Genomic DNA, 22,734 nt, shown 5'->3' on the forward strand with positions numbered 1-22,734 from the left:
GCACAAGGTGGCCAGTTCGGGCCGCCAAGCAGGTGAGATGACCGAAGGAAAAAGCCTTCCCGGCGCCACGCATGCCTCCCACGGCGGGGGGCCGATCGCCATTGTGGGCGCCGCCTGCCGCTTTCCCGGCGCGGCCAGCCTGGAAGGCTTCTGGCGCATGCTGGCCGCGGGCACCGATGCCGTCGGCACCCTGCCCCCCGACCGCTTCGCCCAGGCCGCCTTTCTGCATCCCCGCAAGGGGGAGCCGGGGCGCTCCTATTCCTTCGCCGCCGGGCATCTGGGCGACATCACCGGGTTCGACGCGCCCGCCTTCGGCCTGTCCCCGCGCGAGGCGGCGGAAATGGACCCGCAGCAGCGCCTGCTGCTGGAGGTTGCCTCCGAGGCGCTGGAGGATGCCGGCTGGCCGGCCGGCCAGCTCGCCGGGCGGCCGGTCGGGGTCTGGATCGGCGGCTCCTCCACCGACCATGCGGAGCTGCGCCTGTCGGACCCCGCCGGCACCGACCGCTACTTCATGACCGGCAACACCCTGTCGATCCTGTCCAACCGGCTGACCAACGTGTTCGACCTGCGCGGGCCGGGGCAGACGGTGGACACCGCCTGCTCCTCCTCCCTGGTGGCGCTGCACGCGGCGGTGGCGGCGATCCGCGCCGGGCAGGTGGAAGCGGCGCTGGTGGGCGGCGTGCAATTGCTGCTCTCGCCCTTCGCCTTTGCCGGCTTCTCGCGCGCCGGGATGCTGTCGTCGCGCGGTCGCTGCCAGGCCTTCGATGCCGCGGCGGATGGTTATGTGCGCGGCGAGGGCGCGGGCGTGGTGGTGCTGAAGCCGCTGGCCGCCGCGCTGGCCGCTGGCGACGCGGTGCGCGGCGTGATCCTGGCCACCGGCACCAACGCGGCCGGCCGCACCATCGGCCTTTCCCTGCCGAACCGGGAAGCGCAGGCGGCCCTGCTGCAACGGGTGCTGGCCGAGGCCGACGCCGATCCGGCCCGCCTCGCCTATTTCGAGGCGCATGGCACGGGCACGCAGGTGGGCGATCCGGCGGAAAGCTGGGCGATCGGCACCACCCTGGCGCGGCACCGCGCGGCGCCGCTGCCGGTTGGCTCGGTGAAAACCAATATCGGCCATCTGGAGCCGGCTTCCGGCATGGCCGGGCTGCTCAAGGCAATGCTGGTGCTGGAACGCGGCCTGGTGCCGCCCAACCTGCATTTCAACAGCCCCAATCCGCAGATCGACTTCACCGGCCTGAACATCCGCGTGCCGACCGCGCTGGAGCGGCTCGACCCCGACGCCAGCGCGCTGACCGGGGTGAACAGCTTCGGCTTCGGCGGCACCAATGCGTCGGTACTGCTGGGCCGGGCGCCCCGGCCGGCCGCCATGCCGGCTGGCGGCCCGGCGCCCGCCGGCGTGGCAGAGCCGCCCCTGGTGCTGACCGCGCGCTCCGCCGCCGCCCTGAAGGCGCTGGCGCAGGATTGGCGCACCCGCCTGGATGAAGCGCCCGCCTCCCCCGCCCTGCGGCGCGGCGCGCTGCGCCACCGCGACCTGCACCCGCACCGCCTGGTGCTGCGCGGCGACCTGGCCGCGCAGCTCGATGGCTGGCTGGCAGGCGGCCGCCCGGCAGGTGCCACCCATGGCATCGCCCGTTCCGGCGCCGCCGGGCCGGTCGCCTTTGTGTTCTCGGGCAATGGCGCGCAATTCGCCGGCATGGCGCGGGAAGCCATGGCGCACAACGCCGCCTTCCGCCGCGCCGTGGAACAGGCCGATGCGATCCTCGCCCCCCTCGCCGGCTGGTCCGGCGCGGCGCTGCTGGCGGCGGGCGTTTCCGCCGAGGCCCTGTCCGGCACCGACCATGCCCAGCCGCTGTTGTTCCTGGTGCAGGTGGGCATCGTGGCGGCCCTGGCCGAGCACGGGCTGCGCGCCGATCTTTGCCTCGGCCATTCGGTGGGCGAGGTGGCCGCCGCCTGGGCGGCCGGCATCCTCGGCCTGGAACAGGCGGTGCGGCTGGTGGTCGCCCGCTCCCGCGCGCAGCACAGCCGGCGCGGCATCGGCCGCATGGCGGCGATCGGGGCCGGCGCCGAGGCGGTGCTGCCGCTGATCGAGGCGCTGGCGCCGGACGAGACCGGATGGCGGCCGGAGATCGCCGCCCGCAACGCGCCGGGCTCCGTCACGGTGGCCGGCCCGGAAGCCGCGCTCGACCGGCTGGTGGCCGAGGCCAAGGCCCGGCGCTGGGCGGCGGTGAAGCTCGACCTCGACTACGCCTTTCATTCGGCGGCGATGGACCCGGTGCGGGACGCGCTGGCGGCCGACCTCGCCGGGCTGAGGCCGGCCGAGGGGCGGCTCGGCTTCCTGTCCGCCGTCACCGGCACCAAGCTGCCGGGGCCGGCGCTGGATGCCGGCTATTGGTGGCACAACCTGCGCGAGCCGGTGCGCTTCCAGGAGGCGGTGCAGGCGGCGGTGGATGCCGGGGCGCGCTTCTTTGTTGAGATCGGCCCGCACCCGGTGCTCCAGTCCTATCTGCGCGACAGCCTGCGCGCGGCGGAAGCCGAGGCGCCGGTGCTGCCCACCCTGTCCCGCCGCGATGGCGCGGGCGATCCCTTCCCGGCCATCGCCGACCGCGCTCTGGCCCAGGGCGCAGCCCTGCGGGACGCCGCGGCGCTGCGCGGGCCGGCCGAATGGCGCGGCCTGCCGCACACCCCCTTCGACCGGCAGCGCGCCTGGTTCACCCCCACCGCCGAATCCGCCCGGCTGACCGATCCCCTGCTGGACCACCCGCTGCTCGGCTTCCGCCAGGGACAGGACGCGCTGCGCTGGTCCCGCCTGCTGGACACCGCGCTGGAGCCCTGGCTGGCCGACCACAAGCTGGGGGGCGAGCCGGTGCTGCCCGCCGCCGCCATGCTGGACATGGCGCTGGCCATCGCCGCACTGCGCTTCCCCGATGCCCCGGCGCTGGAGCTGCGGGACATGCAGATCCTGCGCCCGCTGCCGCTTTCGGCCGAAAGCGCGCGCGAGCTGCGCTGCACGCTGGAGCCCGAAACCAACACCGTGCTGCTGGAAAGCCGCCCCCGCCTGTCCGGCGAGGGCTGGACATTGCATGCGCGCTGCGAGGCCGCGGCCGCCACCCTGGCCGCCCTGCCCGCTCCCATGGCGCCCGACCTCGCTGGCGGCACCGTTCTGCCGCTGGCGGAATCGCTGGAAATCGCGCGCCGCTTCCACCTGGATTATGGCCCCGCCTTCCAGGTGCTGCGGGAAAACCGGCTGAGCGCCGACCGGCGCAGCGCCGTGGCGACGCTGGCCCTTCCCCCCGCCGCGCCATCGGACGACGCCGGATGGCTGCTGCATCCGGTGCGGCTCGACGGGCTGTTGCAGGGGCTGATCGGCCTGCTGGCGGATGGCGCCCCGGCGGATGGCCGCGCGGTGGTGCCGGTGCGGCTCGGCCGGCTGGTGCTGCGCCGCGGCGCCCCGGTGCCGGTCAGCGGCGAGTTGCGGCTGCTGCACAGCGGGGAGCGCTCCGGCCTGTTCCAGCTGGCGCTGCGCGACGGCAGCGGCCAGGTGGTGGGATGGCTTGACGAGGCATGGATGCAGCGCATCCGCCTGGCGCCCCGCGCTTCCGCCGAGGATTGCCTGTTCCGCATCGCACCGCAGCCTTCCCTGGCGCCTGCTGTGGCGCCGGAGGAGCCGCCGGCGCTGCAAGCCACCCTGCGGGCCGCCCAGGCCTGCGATGCGCGGCGCGATCTCGGCGAAACCGCGCTGCTGCTGGAAGGGCATCTGGTGGCCAGCGCCCATGCCGCCCTGAGCAGCCTGTGCGATGCCGGGCGCCGCCTGCCGGGGCGCCATCTTTCGCCCTATGCCGCGGCCCTCCTCCGCGCCCTGGCCGAGGATGGCCTGGCCGAGCCCGACGGGCCGCACCATTGGCGCCTGGCCCCGGCCGAGGAGCTGCCCGCGCCGGACGCCATCTGGCAGGCAGTGCTGGCGGAGTCGCCCGGCCTCGCGCATGAGCTGGCCTGGCTGGCCCTGGCGGCCGAGCGCATGCCGGCGGCCCTGGCCGCGCCCGGCCGGGCCGAGGCCCTGCCGCCGCCGCCCGATGCCGCCGGCTTCGGGCATCTGGCCGCCGTGCTGGCGGAAGCCGTGCGCCATTTCGCCGCCAGCTGGCCGGCTGGCCGGCCGCTCCGCGTGCTGGAGGTCGGCGCGCAGGGTGGCCCGCTGACGCGCGCGCTGCTGGCCGTGCTGGGCGCTTCCGGGCGGCAGGTTCGCTATGTCATCGCCGGGGCGGCGGGGGACGCCCGCGCCGCCGCCATTCCGCCCCATGCCGAGACGATCAGCGTCCGGACCGAGGCCTGGACACCGGAGGCGGCGGGCCTGCCGCCCGGGCAGGCCGATCTGGTGGTCGGCATCGCCGCCGCGGCGAACAGCCGGCGCGGCACCGCGCTGTTGCCGGTTCTGCGGGAAGCGCTGGCGCCCGCCGGCACCCTTCTGCTGGCCGAGCCCGCCCCCGGCCGCGCCTGGGACTTCAGCTGCGGCCAGGGGCCCGAATGGTGGCGCGGCGATGCCTCGCCCTTGCCGGCCGCCGCCGAATGGGAAGGCGCCGCGCGGGGCTGGGCCAGCCTGGACGCCGCCCCCCTGATTTCCGCGCCCTGGCCGGCCCTGCTGCTGGCCGCCCGCGCCCCGTCGCATATCGGGGCCCGCGCGGAACAGCCCGCTCCCGCCGCCGGTCCGGCGGCCGCGCCACCGCTTCAGCTGCATGCCGATGGAGCCAGCGCCCCCCTTGCCGCGGCCCTGGAGGAGCTTTTCCGGGCGGCCGGCCTGCGCATCTCCCGGCATGCGCTGGACGATGCAGCGAAGCAGGCGCCGCGCGGCCTGTCCGGCACCCGGATCGTGGCGCTGGCGGCGCCCGACGAAGCCGCGCTGCCCGAGACCCTGGCACAGCTCACCGCCCTGGCGGAAGCGGCGCGCGGCAGCGCCGCCGGGCTGGTTCTGGTGACAGGGGATGCCGGCACCCTGCCCGAGGCGGCGGCCTTGTTCGGCCTGGGCCGCGTGCTCGCCAACGAGATGCCGGAACTGGCCCCGCTGCGCATCGGCCTTTCCGCCGCGCTGAAGCCCGCCGACGCCGCGGCACGCCTGCTGCCGGAATTGCTGGGCGGCATGGCGGAGCCGGAGCCCGAGATCGTGCTGACCCCGGAAGCCCGGCTGGTGCCCCGGCTGCGCCCGGGCGCCGCCCCGGCCGGCGCGCCGCGCGGCCCGGCGCGACTGGTGGTGCGCCAGCCCGGCCAGCTCGGCACGCTGGAATGGGAAGCGCTGGAGCTGCCCGCCCCTGGACCCGAGGAAGTGGTGGTGCGGGTGGAGGCGGCCGGCCTCAATTTCCGCGACCTGATGTGGGCCCAGGGCCTGCTGCCCGAGGAGGCCCTGCTCGCCGGCTTCGCCGGCCCCACCCTGGGGATGGAGATGGCCGGGATCGTCGAGCAGGCCGGCCCGGACAGCCCCTTCCGGCCGGGCGACGCGGTGTTCGGCTTTGCCCCGGCGGCGCTGGCCAGCCGCGTCCGCACCCGCGCCGGGGCGCTGGCCACCCTGCCGGAAGGGCTTGGCTTCGCCGCCGCCGCCGCGGTGCCCGTCGCCTTCCTCACCGCCGTGTATTCGCTGGAGCATTGCGCCCGCATCGGGCCCGGCGAAACGGTGCTGATCCATGGCGGCGCGGGCGCGGTGGGGCTGGCGGCGCTGCAGGTGGCGCTGGCCGCCGGCGCCCGCGTCGCCGCCACCGCCGGCAGCCCCGCCAAGCGCGCCTTTCTTCGCGCCTGCGGCGCCGAGCTGGTGCTGGACAGCCGAGACCCCGGCTTCGCCGACCAGCTTCGCGCCGCCTGGCCCGAAGGGGTGGATGTGGTGCTGAACTCGCTGGCCGGGGAAGCGATGGAGCGCTCCCTCGGGCTGGTGAAGCCGTTCGGCCGCTTCGTGGAGCTGGGCAAGCGCGACTTCTTCGAGAACCGCCGCGTCGGGCTGCGCCCCTACCGCAACAACCTGACCTATTTCGGCGTGGATGTGGACCAGCTGCCCAAGGCGCGCCCGGATCTGGCGCGGGCGCTGTTGCGGAACATCGCTGACCGCTTCGCCACCGGCGCGCTGCGCCCGATCCCCCATGCGGCCTGCCCGGCGGAGGAGGTGGAAACCGCCTTCCGCACCCTGCAGGCCAGCCGGCATATCGGCAAGCTGGTGCTGACGCCCCCCGCCCTGCCGGCGGATGAAAGGCCGGAAGCCGGCTGGACGCCGCCCGCCGGCACCATCCTGGTGGTCGGCGGCACGGGCGGCTTCGGCTTCGAATGCGCCAAGTGGCTGGCAGCGCAGGGGGCGACGCAGATCGCCCTGTTGTCCCGCCGCGGCGGTACCGCGCCAGGGGCAGAAGCGGCAGTCACCGCCCTGGCCGCGCTCGGCGCCCGGGCCACGGTGCATGCCGCCGACGCCACCGACGCCGCGGCGCTGGAAGCCGCCCTGGCCGAGATCCGCGCCGAAGGCCCGCCCCTGGTGGGCGTGGTGCAGGCCGCGGCCGTGTTCGATGACGGCGCCGCCAGCGCCCTAGATGCCGCCCGCTTCCGCCGTGTGCTGGCGCCCAAGCTGGCGGCGGCGCGGCACCTGGACCGGTTGACCCGGCACGATCCCATCGCGCTGTTCCTGTTGTTCTCCTCCGCCACAACGGCGATGGGCAATCCGGGGCAAGGCAATTACGTCGCCGCCAACATGGCGCTGGAGGCGCTGGCGCGGCGCCGCCACGCCGAAGGGCTGCCGGCGCTCGCTGTGGGCTGGGGCCCGATCGCCGATGCCGGCATCCTGGCCCAGCAGGCCGACACCGCCGAAACGCTGGCCCGGCGCCTGGGGGTCGAGGCGATGGCGGCAGCCGAGGCCTTGTCCGCCCTGCCGGCCATGCTGCGCAGCGGCGCCCCCGTCATCGGCATGGCCCGCATCGGCTGGCGTGAGGCCGGGCGCATCCTGCCGATCCTGGCCGAGCCACTGTTCGACGCGGTGCGGGGCCGGGCCGAGGCCAGCCCCGAGGGCGCGCTGCGCGACCACCTGCTGGCCCTGGCGCCGGAGGCCGCCCGTGCCCTGCTGCGGCAAACCGTGCAGGAGGAGGCCGCCCGCATCCTCCGTCTGCCGCCCGAGGCGGTGCCAACCGATGCCCCGGTGGCCGGGCTCGGCCTCGACAGCCTGGGCGGGCTCGAACTGCGCGGCGCGCTGGAGCAGCGGCTGGGCATGCCGGTGCCCCTGGCCTCGGTGACGGAGGACCTGACCATCGACCTGCTGGCGCGCAAGCTCGGCGACGCCCTGGCCAGCGGCCGCGCGGAAGAGGAAAGCGTGGCCGAGCTGGTGGAGCAGTTCGAGCCATCCTCCCTCCCTGGCGCGCGGCCGCCCGGCCATCCGCCCCGCGCGGAGGCGGCGGAATGAGCGGCGGCCTGTCCGCCGCCGCGCGCATGGCGCTGCTGGCGCGGCTTTCGAAGCGGCGCGGCGGCGACGCGCCCAGGCCCGAGGCGGGCAGCGCGCGCGACTTCTCCACCCTGCCCGGCATGCGCGACTTTTCGCTGCTGCAGGCGGCGCTGGACCAGCTGGAGATGCAAAGCCCGCTGTTCCAGAAGCATGACGGCCTGGCCGCCGCGCACAGCCGGATCGGCGGCCGCCCGGTGATCAACTTCGCTTCCTACAACTATCTCGGCCTCAATGGCGACCGGCGCGTGCAGGAGGCCGCCAAGGCGGCGGTGGACCGCTATGGCGTGTCCCCTTCCGCATCCCGCATCACCTCGGGCGAGCGGGACCTGCACGGGCGGCTGGAAACAGCACTGGCCGAGTGGCACGGCGCCGAGGCGGCACTGACCTTTGTGTCCGGCCACGCCACCAACGTCACGGTGATCGGCCACCTGATGGGGCCGCGCGACCTCATCCTGCACGATGCCGCCATCCACAATTCCTGCACCGAGGGCGCCCGCCTGTCCGGTGCCCGCCGCCTGCCCTTCGCCCATAACGACATGGCCGCCGCCGAGCGGGAAATGGCCTCCGCCCGCCGTGGCGCCCAGCGCGCCCTGCTGCTGGTGGAAGGCCATTACAGCATGGATGGCGACAGCCCCGATCTCGCCCGCTGCGTCGAGTTGGCGCATCGTCACGATGCCTGGCTGATGGTGGACGAGGCGCATTCGCTGGGCGTGCTCGGCCCCACCGGGCGCGGCGTGGCCGAGGCGCAGGGCGTCGATCCCACGGGCGTCGATCTGTGGATGGGAACGCTGTCCAAGACCCTTTCGGCCTGCGGCGGCTATATCGCGGCGCGGGCCGAGGTGATCGACTGGCTGCGCCACACCGCACCGGGCTCGGTGTATTCCGTGGCGCTGGCGCCGCCGCTGGCCGCCGCCGCGCTGGCCTCGCTCGACATCCTGCGGGCTGAGCCGGAGCGCGTCGCGCGGCTGCAGCGCAACGGGCGCGGGCTGCGGGACCGGCTCCGGGCGCGCGGCTTCGACACCGGCGGCAGCCAGGGCTCGGCCATCGTGCCGGTGATCCTGGGCTCCTCGATCCGCACGGTGAAGGTGGCCGGCGCCCTGCTGGAACGCGGCGTCGCGGCGCAGGTGGTGATCTTTCCGGCGGTGCCGGAGCAATCGGCGCGGCTGCGCTTCTTTGTTTCCTCCGAGCATGACGAGGACGACCTGGACCGCGTCGCGGAACGGCTCGCGGAATCGGTCGCGGCGGTGGGGCGGACGGAAAGCCCGGCCTTCTGATGGCCCGCCCGAACAGCCGGGCCCCACGCCCCGCCCCATGAGCCTGACCGTCCAGCCGGTGTCCGGCCGCGCCGCGGCGGAAGCCTTTATCCGCCTGCCCGCCCGGCTAGGCGCGGAGGGCGAGGCCTGGTCCGTGCCGCTCTTCGCCGACACGCGGCGGATCTTCGATCCCGGCTTCAACGCCGCCCTGGCGGAATGGCAAGTGCCGCGCTTCCTGGCCCTGCGCGATGGCCGGCCGGTAGGGCGCATCGCCGCCGCCCTGCCGTGTGATGGCGGCACGGTCGGCGGCTTCGGCTTCCTGGCGCTGGAGCGCGATCCGGCGGTGCTGCGCGCCCTGCTGGACGTCGCCGCGTCCTGGCTCGCCGCGCGCGGCGCCACGCGGCTGCGCGGCCCGGTGTCCTTCACCATCAACCACGAGATCGGCCTGCTGGTGGAAGGCGGCGCCCTGCCCATGCCGCGCATGCCGCGCAATCCCGCCTGGCTGCCGCCGATGCTCGACGCCGCCGGCCTCGCGCGGGAGATGGACGTGCTGGCCTGCACGCTGGAGGTGGCGCAGGAAATGCACCGCGCCCGCTTCGCGCGGCTTTCGGCCCGCTGGGAAGGCCGGCGCGACCTGGTCATCCGCCGCCTGGACCCGTCCCGGCTGGCGGAGGAGGTCGCGCTGGTGCGGGACATCTTCAACGATGCCTGGGCGGGGAACTGGGGCGCCGTGCCGGTTTCGGAGGCCGAGGCCCGCACCATGGCGAAGCTGCTGCGCCCGATGCTGCTGACCGGCACGGTGTTCTTCGCCGAATGGAAGGGGCGGCCGATCGGCCTCGCCTCGCTGATCCCCAATGTCGAGCCGGCGGCGGCGGCGCTGAACGGCCGGCTGCTGCCCCTCGGCTGGGCGCGGATGCTGCGCGCCCTGTTCGGCGGCGCCCGGAGCGCGCGGCTGCCGATGCTGGGCATCCGGCGCGCCTGGCGCGGCACGGCGGTGTCGGCCCATGCCATGGGGGCGCTGCTGTCCGCCGCCATCGACTGGGCGGAGAAGCGCCATTGGGCGCAGGTCGAGATTTCCTGGATCCTGCAGCACAACGCGCCGATGCTTCAGGCTATGGCGCGGCTGCCGGCGCCGGTCACGGGCCGCTGGCGGCTGTGGGGCGCATCGCTGCCGGCGCCATTCGGGCAATCGGGCGATTGACAGCGGCGCCTTGGCCCGGCTTCAACCCAGGCGCACAATGCCGGGAGCGGTCATCATAGCGCCCAAACGGTTCCTGTTCCTGCAAGGCCCGATCTCACCCTTCTTCGACGAGGTGGGCGCCGGCTTGCGGGCCCTGGGCCATGTGGTGCATCGCATCAACCTGAACCTGGGCGACCGGCTGTTCTGGCGCGGCCCGGGCGCGGTGGATTTCCGTGGCCGCGCGGCGGAATGGCCGAACTTCATCGCCGCCTTCCTCGACCGCCACGCCATCACCGACCTGGTGCTGCTGGGCGAACAGCGGCCCTACAACAAGGTGGCCATCGCCGCCGCCGCCGAGCGCGGCATCCGCGTGGCGGTGACGGATTTCGGCTATATCCGCCCCGACTGGATCGTGCTGGAGCGCGACGGCATGAACGCCGCTTCCCGCTTTTCCCGCGACCCGGAGGAAATCGTGCGCATCGGCGCGCAGCTGCCGCCGCCGGACCTACAGGTGCATCACCTGGACAATTTCCGGCTGCAGGCCTCGTGGGACGTTTTGTACCACCTCAGCACGCTGCTGCCCTGGCCGTTCCCGCATTACGAAAGCCACCAGCTCTACAACCCGGTTCCGGTTTACCTGGGCGTGCTGTGGCGGCTGCTGCGGCGCGGCGCCGCCAACCGGCGGGCGGATGCGATCCTGAAGCGATTATCCGGCAGCGGTCCGCTTTTCCTGATGGCGATGCAGATGGAGACGGATTTCTCCATCCGCGCTTATTCCAAGTACCGCGACCTCGACACCGCCCTGCGCGAGGTCGCGCAAAGCTTCGCGGGCCATGCCCCGGCCAATGCGCATCTTCTGGTGAAGGTGCATCCGCTGGACCCGGGGCTGAAGAACTGGAAGCGGCGCTCCAGCGCCATCGCCCGCGAGTTCGGGCTGGAAGGCCGGATGCATTATCTCGGCGGCGGCAATCTCGGCGCCATCGTGGAACAGGTGCAGGGCACGGTGACGGTAAACAGCACGGTCGGGCTGCGCTCCATCATCGACCACACGCCCACCTTCGCGCTGGGCGAGGCGCTGTACCGCATTCCGGGCCTGGTGTTCTCCGGCCCGCTGGACCGCTTCTGGACCGAGGCGACGCCGCCCGAGATCCCGCTGCGCGAGGGCTTTCTCCGCTGCATCGCGCATGCGCTGCATATCCGTGGCGTGTACTACAACCGGCCGGGCCTGGATGTCGCGGTGCGCGCCGCCGTGCGCCGCCTGCACCTGGACCTGCTGAACCAACCCGATCCGGAATTGCTGCACCCGACCGATCCCGCCCATCCGGGCACTGCCGCCCCGCGCGCCTGACCCGGAGCCCCGGCGCAGGATGCGGAAGGATGGGGGCCAGGAAGGCCCCCGCCCGTTCCTCAACCTTTCTGCGGCGTCCGCACCGCCACATAGGCGTGCTGGCCATCGCGCAGGATCTGCAAGGCCACCGCCTCGCCCTTGCTGTCCCGGATGGCGCCGGCCGCCTGGCCGGGATCGTGCACCGGTCTGTTGCCGACACCCTGGATGACATCGCCGGGGCGCAGCCCCGCTTCGGCCGCCGGGCTGCCCGGCTGCACCTCGGCCACCACGGCGCCCCTTGTGCTGGCGGGGATATCGGCGCCGGCGCGGCGCGCCTGCTCCACCGTGGCCAGGGCGAGGCCGATGCGGGGCTGGCCGGCCTCGCCCGGCGCGGCTTCCCCCGCCTTGCCCTGCCCGTCCTGCAGCGCGGCGAGGGTGACGTTCAGCCGGGTTTCCTCGCCCGCGCGCAGGGCCTTCAACGCCGTTTGCGTGCCGGGGGGCAGGTCGGCGATGGCGCGCGCCAGCTCACGCGGCGTTCCGATGGCGGTGTCGCCCACCGCCGTCACCACGTCCCCCGGCTTCAGCCCGGCCTTGGCCGCGGGGCTGCCGGGCTGCACCTGCGCCACCAGCGCCCCTTCGGGCTTCGGCAGGTTCAGCGCTTCCGCCATGGTGGGATCGACCGGCTGGGTGCTGGCGCCCAGGAAGCCGCGCTCCACATGGCCCTTCGCCTGCAACTGCGCCACGACGCTGCGAACCATGTTCGAGGGAATGGCGAAGCCGATCCCGACCGAGCCACCGGTGGGCGAGAAGATCGCCGTGTTCACGCCGATGACGGAGCCGTCCAGCGCGAAAAGCGGCCCGCCCGAATTGCCGCGGTTGATTGACGCATCGATCTGCAGGAAGTCGTCATAAGGACCGCTCTGGATGTCGCGGCCCCGCGCCGAAACGATGCCCGCCGTCACCGAGCCACCGAGGCCGAAGGGGTTGCCCACCGCCACCACCCAGTCGCCCGGCCGCGCCGCGTCGGAATCGCCGAGATCCAGGAAGGGCAGGGGCTTGCCGGCATCCACCTTCAGCAGGGCAAGGTCGGTGCGCGGGTCGCGGCCAACAATCGCCGCTTCCAGCTCGCGCCCGTCATCCAGCGTGACGGTGACGGCGGTGGCACCCTCGACCACATGGTTGTTGGTGACGATGTGGCCCCCGCCATCGATCAGGAAGCCGGAGCCCAGCGCCTTGGCGGTGCGCGCCCCGCCCTGCGAGGGGCCGCCGAAATAGCGGCGGAACATCTGGTCCTGCGGCGAGCCCTCGGGGAAGGGGGAGGCCATCTGCGCGGCCTGCGCCCGCTCGGTCGCCGTGATGGTGACAACGGCGGGCTTCACCCGCGCCACCAGGTCGCCGAAGCCGGGCAAGGGCGCCTGCGGGGTGGAAATGGCGGGAGGATTGACCGCCTGCGCCTCGGCGCGGGGCGGGGCGACGAGCCAGGCGCCGCCACCGCCAAGCGCGGTGCCCGCCATCAGCACGGCGGCGAAGGCTGCGTTGCGGCGGCGTTTCTGCGAGGTGCTCATGATCCGTGATCCCGTGGCTGGGCGGTGGAAAAGCCACCGCGATACCCCGCACTCTGCGCAACCGGCCGTGGAAGCATCCCGACAGGATCATGAAAGGATTTTCAGAGTCCGCGTAGCGCCTGCCGGACCATCTCCACCGACTGCTCGACCGACAGCCGCGCGCTGTCCAGCACCAGATCCGGCTTCGGCCAGGGGAGGTATTCCCGCGCCTGCACGGCGGCCCAGTCGGGCAGCGCCAGATGGGCGATATCGGCGGAGCGGCGCTCCACGCGGCGGCGATGCTCCGCCGGATCGCCGCAAACCACCTCCACCTCCAGCACGGCCGCCCCGGCGCGGGCGGCCACCTGCCGCCAGGCGGCGCGGGTGACGGGCACGGGATTGACGCAATCCACCACCACCGCATGGCCGAAGCGCAGCTGCGTCGCCGCCAGCTCATAGGCGACATAATAGCCGGACGGGCCGATCGCCTTGTCCGGGACGCCGGCGTCGCGGATTGCCTGCTCCACCGCGTCGATGCGCAGGAACACCGCCTTTTCCTGCCGGGCCACGCGGCTGGCGATGCTGGTTTTCCCGACGCCCGGCAAGCCTCCGAACACCACGAGCATGCCCTGCTCCTTTTCCGCGCCGGGCTTTTCCCGGCATGTGCATGCTACCGAACTTTCTCCGGCGTGTTCACGCCAGCGGCGGCGAACCGGATGATAAAGCGCGTCCCGCCTCCTGCCCCTTCCAACCCGATCCGCCCGCCATGCAGCCGCGCGATTGCCGCGACCATGGCCAGGCCCAGCCCGGTGCCCGGGGCGTTGCGGCTGCGGTCCAGCCGGTAGAAGCGGCGCAGCACCTTGTCGCGCTCCGCTTCCGGGATGCCCGGCCCCTCATCGCTGACGGACAGCACCGGGCCTGCTTCCAGCGCCACGGTGATGCGCCCTTCCGCGTGGTTCAGCGCGTTGTCCAGCAGGTTGGCCAGGGCCTGCCGCAGCAGGGCCGGGCTGCCGACGAGGAACAACCCCGGCGCGATGCGGGTTTCCAGCACCCGGCCGGCTTCCTCGGCGACGCCGGCATAGATCTCGCAGGTGTCGGCGACCAGGGCGGAAAGGTCCAGGGCGGCGAAGCTTTCCCGCCCGGCGCCGGCCTCGGCGCGGGCGATGCGCATCAGGGCGGCGAAGGTGGCCAGCGTTTCGTCCAGCTCGGCGATGGCGGCTTCCAGCGTCGCGCTGTCGGCCGCCGCGTCGCGCGGCGCGGCCAGCGCCGCTTCCAGCCTTTGCCGCAGCCGCGACAGCGGGGAGCGGAGGTCATGGGCGATGTCGTCCGTGACCTGGCGCAGCTCGGCCACCAGCGTCTCGATGCGCGCCAGCATGGCATTGATGGTGACGGCCAGGCGATCGAACTCGTCGCCGGCGCCGCTCTGGGGCAGGCGCTGCGTCAGGTCGCCCGCCATCACCGCCTGCGCCGCGCCGCTGATGCCCGCCAGCCGCGCTTCCAGCCGCCGCGCCGCCAGGAAGCCCAGCACCAGCGCCAGGGTGGCGGCGATGGCGGCGGCCACGGGCGGGGTCCAGGCCAGGGCGGCGGCGGCGCGGTCCACCGGCACCAGGCTGGCGCCCACCAGCAGGTTCGTGCCATCCGGCAGCAGGGCGCCGAGCAGGCGCTGCCGGCCCTCCTCCCCTTCCAGCGTGACGAAGCCGCGCAGCCGGGCCGGCGCGCCCGGCAGGCGCCCGGCGATGGGGCGGCCATCCGGCGCCAGCAGCAGCACGCGCAACGGGCCCTGCCTGCGGGCATAGATCGTTGCGGCCTCGGCCAGGCCACGCAGGCCATAGGTCTCGTAATCCCGCAGCAACCCTTCGGCATCGGTGGCCAGCACCAGGTCGAGCTGCCGCCGCAACGCGTCCTGCGCCCGCAGCCAGCCCCAGCCGGCGCCGCCCACCGAGGCCACCAGCACCACCCCGCCGACCAGCAGCGCGACGCGCGGCGCGAAGGAGCGCAGCCAGCGCATCAGCCCGGCGGCGCCAGGATGTAGCCGGCGCCGCGGACCGTGCGGATCATCGGCGCCTCGCCCGCCGCTTCCAGCTTCCGGCGCAGGCGGGACACATGGACGTCGATGACGTTGGTGGTGGGGTCGAAGGAGAAATCCCACACCTTCTCGAGCAGCATGGTGCGCGTCAGCACCTGCCCCGGATGGCGCATCATGTATTCCAGAAGCCGGAACTCGGTGGGCAGCAATTCCACGGCGCGGCCGGCACGGGTCACGGCGCGGCGCAACAGGTCCAGGCGCAGGTCGCCAACAACGAGCTCCGTGGCCTCGGCCGGCCCGGCGGGCCGCCGCGCCAGGGCGCGCACCCGCGCGCGCAGCTCCGCGAAGGCGAAAGGCTTGGCGAGGTAGTCGTCGGCGCCCGCCTCGAGCCCTTCCACCCTCCGGTCCACCTCGCCCAGCGCGGTCAGCACCAGCACCGGGGTCGCGATGCCGGAAGCCCGCAGCGCGCGCAGGATGGCGAGGCCGTCCGGCCCCGGCAGCATGCGGTCGGTGACGATGACGTCGAAGCTTTCGTTCAACGCCAGGAACAGCCCGTCCTTGCCGGTGCGGGCGAGGTCGACCACATGGCCTTCCTCCCCCAGCCCCTTGGCGATGTAGTCGGCGGTCGCCGCATCATCCTCGATCACCAGGATGCGCATCGCCGCGCCTCAGGCCGCGAGGCTCTTCGACACCTTCTCGAAGGTGCCCTTGGACAGGCCGGGCCGCTCGAGGATGCGGGCGAGTTCGGCCCGCATCAGGGCGCCGCGCCGCGCGTCCTGCCGCTTCCACTGCCCCAGCGGGCCGACCATGCGCGCCGCGACCTGGGTGTTCACCGCGTCCAGCGCGATCACGCTGTCAGCCAGGAAGCGGTAGCCCTCGCCCGAGGCATGGTGGAACTGCGACGGGTTGCCGGCGGCGAAGGCGCCGATCAGGGCGCGCACGCGGTTCGGGTTGCGCAGGTCGAAATCCAGGTGCCCGACCAGCGCCTTGACCTGTTGCAGCGTGTCGGCGCGGGCGGACATGGCCTGGATGGCGAACCACTTGTCCAGCACCAGGTCGTGCTGCTTCCACCTTCCATGGAAGCCCGCCAGCGCGGCTTCCCGCGCCGGGCTGTCGGAATCCGCCAGCACCCGCAACGCCGCCAGCACGTCGGTCATGTTGCCGCCGGTGTTGAACTGGGCTTCCGCGCGCCGCAGGCCCTCCCCGCCCTCGGCCTGGCCGAGATAGGACAGGCAGGCATTGCGCAGAGCGCGCCGGCCCATGGCGGCGCCATCGATGCGATAAGGGCCATGATCGGCGAGTTCGGCGTGCAGCACCGCGAAGCGCCCGGCGAAGCGTGTGCCGATGGCGGCGCGCAGGAACTGGCGCACGGCATGCACCGCCTCCGGATCGGCGACCGGCATCTGGTCGGACACGAAATCCTCCGAAGGCAGCGTCAGCGCCTCCGCGGTGAAGGCGGGGTCGTCCATGGCGCGGTCGAGCAGCGCGGCGATGCTGGCGGCCAGGCCTTCCGGCAGGTCCAGCGGCCGTTGCGCGCGGAAATCCTCCACCAGGCGCAGCATTTCCGCCACGGCGTATTGCTGGCCGGAATCCCAGCGCACGAAGGGGTCCGTGTCATGCCTGGCCAGGAAGCCGAGCTGCTCCAGCGACAGGCCGGACAGCTTCACCGGTGCGGAAAATCCGCGCAGCAGGGAGGGCACCGGCTTCGCCTCCAGCCCCTCGAAGGTGAAGTCCTGCTCCGCCTCCTCCAGCAGCAGCACGCCGGCGCCGGGCCGTTCCGCGCCATCGGCGCCGATCAGGCCCATCCGCACCGGGATCGGCACCGGCAGCTTCTCGGGCTGGCCCGGCGTCGGGGGAGTGGATTGCGACAGGGTCAGGGTGTAGCGGCCGGTGGCGGCATCGAAGCTGTCGCGCACGCGCAGCTCCGGCGTGCCGGCCTGGGCGTACCAGCGGCGGAAGCGGGTGAGATCGACGCCGGAGGCATCCTGCATCGCCTGGGCGAAATCCTCGATCGTCACGGCCTGGTTGTCGTGCCGCGCGATGTAGAGGTCCATGCCCTTGCGGAAGCCGGCCTCGCCGACCAGGGCGCGCATCATGCGCACCACCTCGGCGCCCTTCTGGTACACGGTGGCGGTGTAGAAATTGTTGATCTCCACGTAGGAATCGGGGCGCACCGGATGCGCCATCGGCCCCGCATCCTCGGGGAACTGGGCGGCGCGCAGGCGGCGCACATCGGCCAGCCGCTTCACCGCGGCCGAGCCCTGGTCGGCGGTGAAGTGCTGGTCGCGGAACACCGTCAGCCCTTCCTTCAGCGACAATTGGAACCAGTCGCGGCAGGTGACGCGGTTGCCGGTCCAGTTGTGGAAGTATTCGTGCGAGACAACGGTCTCGATGCCTTCGTAATCCGCATCCGTCGCCGTTTCGGGCCGCGCCAGGATGTATTTGGTGTTGAAGACGTTGAGGCCCTTGTTCTCCATCGCGCCCATGTTGAAGTCGGACACGGCGGCGATGTTGAACACGTCGAGATCGTATTCGAGGCCGTAGGTTTCCTCGTCCCACGCCATTGAGCGCTTCAGCGAGTCCATGGCGTGGCCGCAGGCATCCTCGTCGCCCTGGCGCACCCAGATGGCGAGCGCGACCTCGCGGCCGGATCGCGTGGTGAAGCTGTCCCGCACCGCCACCAGGTCGCCCGCCACCACGGCGAACAGGTAGGAGGGCTTCGGGTGCGGATCGACCCAGCGCGCCCAATGGCGGCCATCCGGCAGGTCGCCCGCGCCATCCGGGTTGCCGTTGGACAGCAGCACCGGGCAGGCGGCGCGGTCGGCCTCGATCGTCGTGGTGTAGCGCGCCATCACGTCGGGCCGGTCGGGAAAGAAGGTGATGCGGCGGAAGCCCTCGGCCTCGCACTGGGTGAAGTAGTTGCCGCCCGACAGATACAGCCCGGACAACTCGCTGTTTGCCTCGGGGGAGATTTCCACCTCGCTTTCCAGCACGAAGCGGTCGGGCACGCCATCGATGGACAGCCCGCCATCGGCGCGCGGCCGCACCCGCTCCGGCGGCAGGGCCGCGCCATCCAGGCGCAGGCTGACCAGCTTCAGCGCCTCGCCATCCAGTTCCAGCGCCGTGGCCGGCTCGGCCGCGGGGTTGCGGCGCAGGTCCAGCCGCGCCTTCACCCGCGTCGCCGCGGGATGCAGCGCCAGGTGCAGGTCCACCTCATCCACCAGAAAGGCGGGGGGGCGATAATCCTCGCGACGGATGGTGGGCGGGGGGTTGGTCCTGGCAGTCGTGGTCATGGCTCGCCCTATGGTCGGGAACGGGGTGATGCGGGGCTCCTGCCGTCCACTATGGGCCGGCAGGGCGGGCGGGACATCCCCCCGCATTGCCGCTTTCCGCCAGCCGCCCGCGCATGGCACGCTGCCGGCTTCGGCCCGCCGGAGGAACACGATGCGCCTGCATGACTTCCGCGTGTTGAGCTTCGACTGCTACGGCACGCTGATCGACTGGGAAAGCGGCATCCACGAGGCCCTGCAGCCGCTGCTGATGCGCGGCGGCCTGGACCTGCCGCAGGACGCCGTGCTGGAAGCCTTCGCCCAGCATGAATCGGCCCAGCAGGCAGAAACACCGGGCATGCCCTATGCCGAGCTGCTGGCGCGGGTCCATGCGCGGCTGGCCGATGAATGGGGGGTGGAGCCGGATGCGCGGCTGGATGCGCGCTTCGGCGCTTCCGTGCCCGACTGGCCCGCCTTTCCCGATTCGGCCGAGGCGCTGGCTTATCTCGGGCAGCATTACACGCTGGTGGTGCTGTCCAACGTGGACCGCCGGAGCTTCGCCGCCAGCCAGAAGCGGCTCGGCATCGCCTTTCACGCCGTCTACACCGCCGAGGAGATTGGCAGCTACAAGCCGGATCGGCGCAATTTCGACTTCATGCTGGCGCGCCTGGCCGAGCAGGGGCATGGCCGCGCCGACATCCTGCACACCGCGCAAAGCCTGTTCCACGACCACGCGCCGGCCAAGAAGGCGGGCTTGGCCTCGGCCTGGATCGACCGGCGGGAAGGACAGGAAGGCTGGGGCGCCACGGTGCCGCCGCCTTCCGGCACCGGCTACGAGTTCCGCTTCCCGTCGCTGATCGCCATGGCGCGGGCGCATCGGCAGGAAGCCATGGCCTGAAGCCGGAATGGCGCCCCGGCCAGCGGCCGGGGCTGCGGCGGCGTCAGCGGAGCGGGAAGCCCAGCTGCCGCAGCGCCGCCTTCAGCTCGTCCCGGCCATGCAGCGACCTGATCTTGCCCCAGCGCGCCAGCACGCGGTCGGTCCAGCGGGTGGCGCTCATCTCGTTGCGGATGCTGAAATCAGACAAGGCCGCGTCATAGGTGGCGCGGTGGGCCGGCTCGCCCGAAGCGTCATAGCGCTCATGGTGAAGCACGGCGGGCTGCGGCAGGCGCGGCTTCACCTCGGCCCGTCGCGCGGGGTCTTCATAGCCGATGCAAAGGCCGAACACGCCCATCACCCCCGGCGGCAGGTCGAGTGCTCGCGCCACCCGCACCACGTCGTTGCGCAACGCCCCGATATAGACGGTGGACAGGCCCAGCGACTCGGCGGCGACCACGGCGTTCTGCGCCGCCAGCGCCGCATCCAGCGCGGCGACCAGGAAGGTTTCCAGGTAAGGCAGCCCTTCCAGCGTGGTGCCTTCCTCGGCCGCCAGCCGCTCATTGCGCGACAGGTCGGCCAGGAACACCAGGAAAAGCGGACATTGCTCGATATGCTTCTGGCCGTTCGCCACCTCGGCCATCACCGCCTTGGTGGCCGGGTCGGTCACCGCCACCACCGACCAGGTCTGCATGTTCGAGGAGGTGGCGGCGGACTGGGCGGCCGCCACCAGGGTTTCCAGCGTGTTGGCCGGCAGCGGGTCGGGGCGGTAGGCGCGGATGGAGCGGTGCGCCAGAAGCTCGGCGATCACCGCGTTCCAGGGTCCGGCGGGGGGGATGGCATCCTTGCCATAGCGGGCGGCCAGGGCGGCCTGTTGTTCGCTGTTCATTTCGGCATCCTGCGGCAGCCCGCCGCCGCAGGCCAGAGGGCGCGCCGCGCCCTCCTTGCCGCCCCCCTCAGTCGATGCGGATGCCGGCGCGCTGCACCAGCGCCCCGTAGCGCTCGGCCTCCTGCCGCACCAGCGCCGCCGCGTCCTCCGGGCTGCCGCCGCCGACGAGGTAGCCGGTTTCCTCCAGCCTCTTCCGCAGCGCGGGCTCCGACAGGGCGGCGTTCATCGCCTCGCTCCAGCGGTCCACCACCGGGCGCGGCAGGCCGGCGGGACCGAGCAGCATGTACCAGGTGGTGATGGAAAAGCCGGGGAAGCCGCTTTCCGCCACCGTAGGCAGGTCGGGCAGCACCGGCACGCGGTCGGGCGTGGTCACGGCCAGCGCCCTGGTGGCGCCGCCGCGGATATGCGGCAGATGCGTGGGCAGGGTGTCGATGACGAGGTCCAGCGTGCCGGCCAGCAGGTCGTTCACCACCTGCCCGGTGCCGCGATAAGGCACATGGGTCATCGACACCCCTGCGGCCTGGCTCAGCATCTCCGCCGACAGGTGCTGCTGCGTCGCCACGCCGGAGGAGGCGTAGTTCAGCTTGCCCGGATTCTTCCGCGCATAGTCGAGCAGCCCGGCCAGGTCGCGGTAGGGCGCGTTGCCCGGCACCATCACCACCATCGGCACCGTGCCGGCCAGGGTCAGCGGGGTGAAGTCGCGCATCTGGTCATAGGGCGGGTTGGCCATCAGCGGCGCCACCACCGATTGCGTGCTGACCGTGCCCATCACCAGCGTGTAGCCATCGGGGCGGGCACGCGCGGCCGCGGCGGAAGCGATGGTGCCGCTGGCGCCGGGCCGGTTCTCCACCGCCACCGGCTGCCCCAGCCGCGCCTGCAGCGCCGGCGCCAGCATCCGGGCCACGATGTCGGTGCCGCCGCCGGGGGCGAAGCCCACCAGCATCTGGATCGCCCGGGTGGGGTAGTCGGCCTGCGCCCGGGCGAGGCTCGGCAGGGACAAGGCGGGCGCGGCGGCCAGCGCGCCCAGCACTTGGCGGCGTGTCGGCATGGTGGAGATCCTCCTTGGCAGGGTGGCGGGGCTTGGCGCTCCGCCCATTCTTGGATTGAATGGTGAACAAACTGCCCGCCAGCCGCCCCGGCGCCAAGGGGAAGAGCGCCATATTCCGGCAGACAAGGCCTCGGGCCGCGCCGCCTTCCTGGCCTGCATGGTTGCATTCCGCCGTCCGCGGGTGTTCTCCGGGAGCGCTACCTGGAGACATGTTCATGCCAGCCCCCTTCCGCACCGTCCTGGCCCTGCTGGCCGGGCTTGGCGCCACCCTTGCCGGCCATTCCGCCGCCGCGCAGACCCTGCGCATCGCCATGTCGGGCGAAACCACCTCGGCCGACCCGCACAATTATTCCCTGACGCCCAACACCACCCTGCAGCAGCACATCTTCGAGGCGCTGACCGAGGTGGATGCCGACCTCAAGGTGCGGCCGGGGCTGGCCACGCGCTGGGAGCGCCTGGACGACCTGACCTGGGTGTTCCACCTGCGCGACGGTGTGCGCTTCCACAACGGCCAGGCCTTCGGCGCGCCGGATGTGGTGTTCAGCTATTGCCGCACCCTGAACAATCCCGGGGAGGTGGTGCAGTCCTTTTCCCGCGTCACCCGCCGCATCGCCGGGCTGGAAGCGGTGGATGAGCGCACCCTGCGCCTCACCACCAAGGTGCCGGAGCCGCTGCTGCTGAACGACCTGGAACGGCTGGCCATCCTGCCGCGGACACTGGCCGGCAGCGCCACGCTGGACTTCGGCAAGGGCGAGGATTGCGGCTTCGCCGGCCCCTGGCCCACCGCGCAGCAGTTCAACGACACCTCCGCCGCCATCGGCACCGGCCCCTTCAAGCTGAGGAGCTACACCCCGGGCGGCGCCATCGAGCTGGACCGGAACGACGATTACTGGGGCGACAAGCCGCATTGGGCGCAGGTCAGGCTGACGCCGGTCACCGCCGCCGGGCCGCGCATGGCCGGGCTGCTGGCGGGCGACCAGGACGTGATCGAAAGCCCCGGCACGGGTGACCTCGCGAATCTGCGGAAGAACCCCGGCTTCGTGCTGGCCAACAAGCCGACCACTCGGCTGATCTTCATCCAGCTCGACACCGGCCGCAGCCCCAGCCCCTTCGTCAATGGCGGGCAGGGCCGGAACCCGTTGCAGGACGTGCGGGTGCGGCAGGCGCTGTCGCTCGCCATCGACCGCAAGGCGGTGCAGGAGCGGGTGATGGACGGCGTCGCCACCCCGGCCGCGCAATACCTGCCGGAGGGCATGACGGGCACCCTCCCCGGCCTGCCGGTGCTGCCCTACGACCCGGCGCGCGCGAAGCAGCTCCTGGCCGAGGCCGGCTACAAGGACGGCTTCGCCCTGACCTTCCACGCCACCAACAACCGCTACATCAACGATGCCCGGCTGGCGCAGGCGCTGGCGCAGTTCTGGAACCGCATCGGCGTGAAGGTGGAGCTCGATGCCATGCCTTCCTCCGTGTTCTTCGGGCGGCGGGGCAAGAAGGAGTTCTCGGTTTCCATGGGCGGCTGGGCGGCCGACGCGGACGAGACGCTGATGTTCTTCCGCTCCTGGCTGCTGACCTCCGACCGGGCGCAGGGCCTCGGCACCAGCAATTACGGCGGCTGGTCGAACCCGGCCTTTGACGGGCTGACGGGCCGCGCCATGGAAACCATGGACCCCGCCGCCCGGGGCGGGCTGCTGCAACAGGCCAGCCGGGTCGCGGTGGACGAGATGCCGGTGGTTCCGGTGCATTTCGAGAATGCCGTCTGGGCGATGCGCAAGGGCCTCGCCTATGGCGGGCGCATGGACCAGACCACCAGCGCCGCCGAGATCCGCCCGGCGGAATGAATCGAGCGGAATGAACCCCGCCGCGCCCTTCAA

General features: G+C 72.9%; 13 protein-coding genes. 6 read left to right on the forward strand and 7 right to left on the reverse strand.

Features of this window, described 5'->3' with window-relative positions; genetic code table 11:
• Positions 1 to 37 precede the first annotated feature (37 nt).
• From F0Q34_RS07360 to F0Q34_RS07375, 4 genes are read left to right on the forward strand one after another with little or no spacing between them, the layout of a single operon-like run.
• The gene (locus tag F0Q34_RS07360) at positions 38 to 7,414 is read left to right on the forward strand and encodes a type I polyketide synthase (RefSeq protein WP_149811516.1); all 7,377 of its coding nucleotides are present in this window, start codon (positions 38 to 40) and stop codon (positions 7,412 to 7,414) included.
• Positions 7,411 to 8,727, forward strand: a complete 1,317-nt coding sequence (locus F0Q34_RS07365; RefSeq protein ID WP_149811517.1) for an aminotransferase class I/II-fold pyridoxal phosphate-dependent enzyme — start codon at positions 7,411 to 7,413, stop codon at positions 8,725 to 8,727. Before F0Q34_RS07360 ends, F0Q34_RS07365 begins: the two co-directional genes overlap by 4 nt.
• 37 nt (positions 8,728 to 8,764) lie before the next feature.
• The gene (locus F0Q34_RS07370) at positions 8,765 to 9,907 is read left to right on the forward strand and encodes a GNAT family N-acetyltransferase (protein WP_149811518.1); all 1,143 of its coding nucleotides are present in this window, start codon (positions 8,765 to 8,767) and stop codon (positions 9,905 to 9,907) included.
• A gap of 37 nt (positions 9,908 to 9,944) precedes the next feature.
• The gene (locus F0Q34_RS07375; protein ID WP_149811519.1) at positions 9,945 to 11,234 is read left to right on the forward strand and encodes a capsule biosynthesis protein; all 1,290 of its coding nucleotides are present in this window, start codon (positions 9,945 to 9,947) and stop codon (positions 11,232 to 11,234) included.
• A 59-nt stretch (positions 11,235 to 11,293) separates the two neighbouring features.
• On the opposite strand, the gene F0Q34_RS07380 is transcribed toward F0Q34_RS07375, so the two are convergent.
• From F0Q34_RS07380 to pepN, 5 genes are all read right to left on the reverse strand, one after another.
• Positions 11,294 to 12,778 (reverse strand): DegQ family serine endoprotease, encoded by a 1,485-nt coding sequence (locus F0Q34_RS07380; protein WP_149811520.1) that lies wholly within the window; start codon positions 12,776 to 12,778, stop codon positions 11,294 to 11,296.
• Between the two features lie 101 nt (positions 12,779 to 12,879).
• Positions 12,880 to 13,383 (reverse strand): AAA family ATPase, encoded by a 504-nt coding sequence (locus F0Q34_RS07385; protein ID WP_149811521.1) that lies wholly within the window; start codon positions 13,381 to 13,383, stop codon positions 12,880 to 12,882.
• A gap of 44 nt (positions 13,384 to 13,427) precedes the next feature.
• A complete protein-coding gene (locus F0Q34_RS07390) occupies positions 13,428 to 14,765 on the reverse strand; it encodes a sensor histidine kinase (protein ID WP_149811522.1) in 1,338 nt (445 codons plus the stop codon).
• Positions 14,765 to 15,442, reverse strand: a complete 678-nt coding sequence (locus F0Q34_RS07395) for a winged helix-turn-helix domain-containing protein (RefSeq protein WP_149811523.1) — start codon at positions 15,440 to 15,442, stop codon at positions 14,765 to 14,767. Before F0Q34_RS07395 ends, F0Q34_RS07390 begins: the two co-directional genes overlap by 1 nt.
• A 9-nt stretch (positions 15,443 to 15,451) precedes the next feature.
• The gene (gene pepN, locus F0Q34_RS07400) at positions 15,452 to 18,076 is read right to left on the reverse strand and encodes an aminopeptidase N (protein WP_149811524.1); all 2,625 of its coding nucleotides are present in this window, start codon (positions 18,074 to 18,076) and stop codon (positions 15,452 to 15,454) included.
• Between the two features lie 151 nt (positions 18,077 to 18,227).
• Here pepN and F0Q34_RS07405 point away from each other — a divergent pair, with 151 nt between their 5' ends.
• On the forward strand, positions 18,228 to 18,950 hold the full coding sequence (locus F0Q34_RS07405) for a haloacid dehalogenase type II (protein ID WP_149811525.1): 723 nt from the start codon (positions 18,228 to 18,230) through the stop codon (positions 18,948 to 18,950).
• 43 nt (positions 18,951 to 18,993) lie between these two features.
• On the opposite strand, the gene F0Q34_RS07410 is transcribed toward F0Q34_RS07405, so the two are convergent.
• Positions 18,994 to 19,815: a nitroreductase family protein gene (locus F0Q34_RS07410; RefSeq protein WP_149811526.1), complete on the reverse strand. Its 822-nt coding sequence runs from the start codon at positions 19,813 to 19,815 to the stop codon at positions 18,994 to 18,996.
• A 67-nt stretch (positions 19,816 to 19,882) separates the two neighbouring features.
• A complete protein-coding gene (locus F0Q34_RS07415) occupies positions 19,883 to 20,863 on the reverse strand; it encodes a Bug family tripartite tricarboxylate transporter substrate binding protein (RefSeq protein WP_161600793.1) in 981 nt (326 codons plus the stop codon).
• A 215-nt stretch (positions 20,864 to 21,078) separates the two neighbouring features.
• On the opposite strand from F0Q34_RS07415, the gene F0Q34_RS07420 reads away from it, so the two are divergent.
• Positions 21,079 to 22,701 (forward strand): ABC transporter substrate-binding protein, encoded by a 1,623-nt coding sequence (locus tag F0Q34_RS07420; protein ID WP_174242003.1) that lies wholly within the window; start codon positions 21,079 to 21,081, stop codon positions 22,699 to 22,701.
• Positions 22,702 to 22,734 lie beyond the last annotated feature (33 nt).

The organism is Teichococcus oryzae (genome assembly GCF_008386565.1).
Taxonomy (GTDB): Bacteria; Pseudomonadota; Alphaproteobacteria; order Acetobacterales; family Acetobacteraceae; genus Pseudoroseomonas; species Pseudoroseomonas oryzae.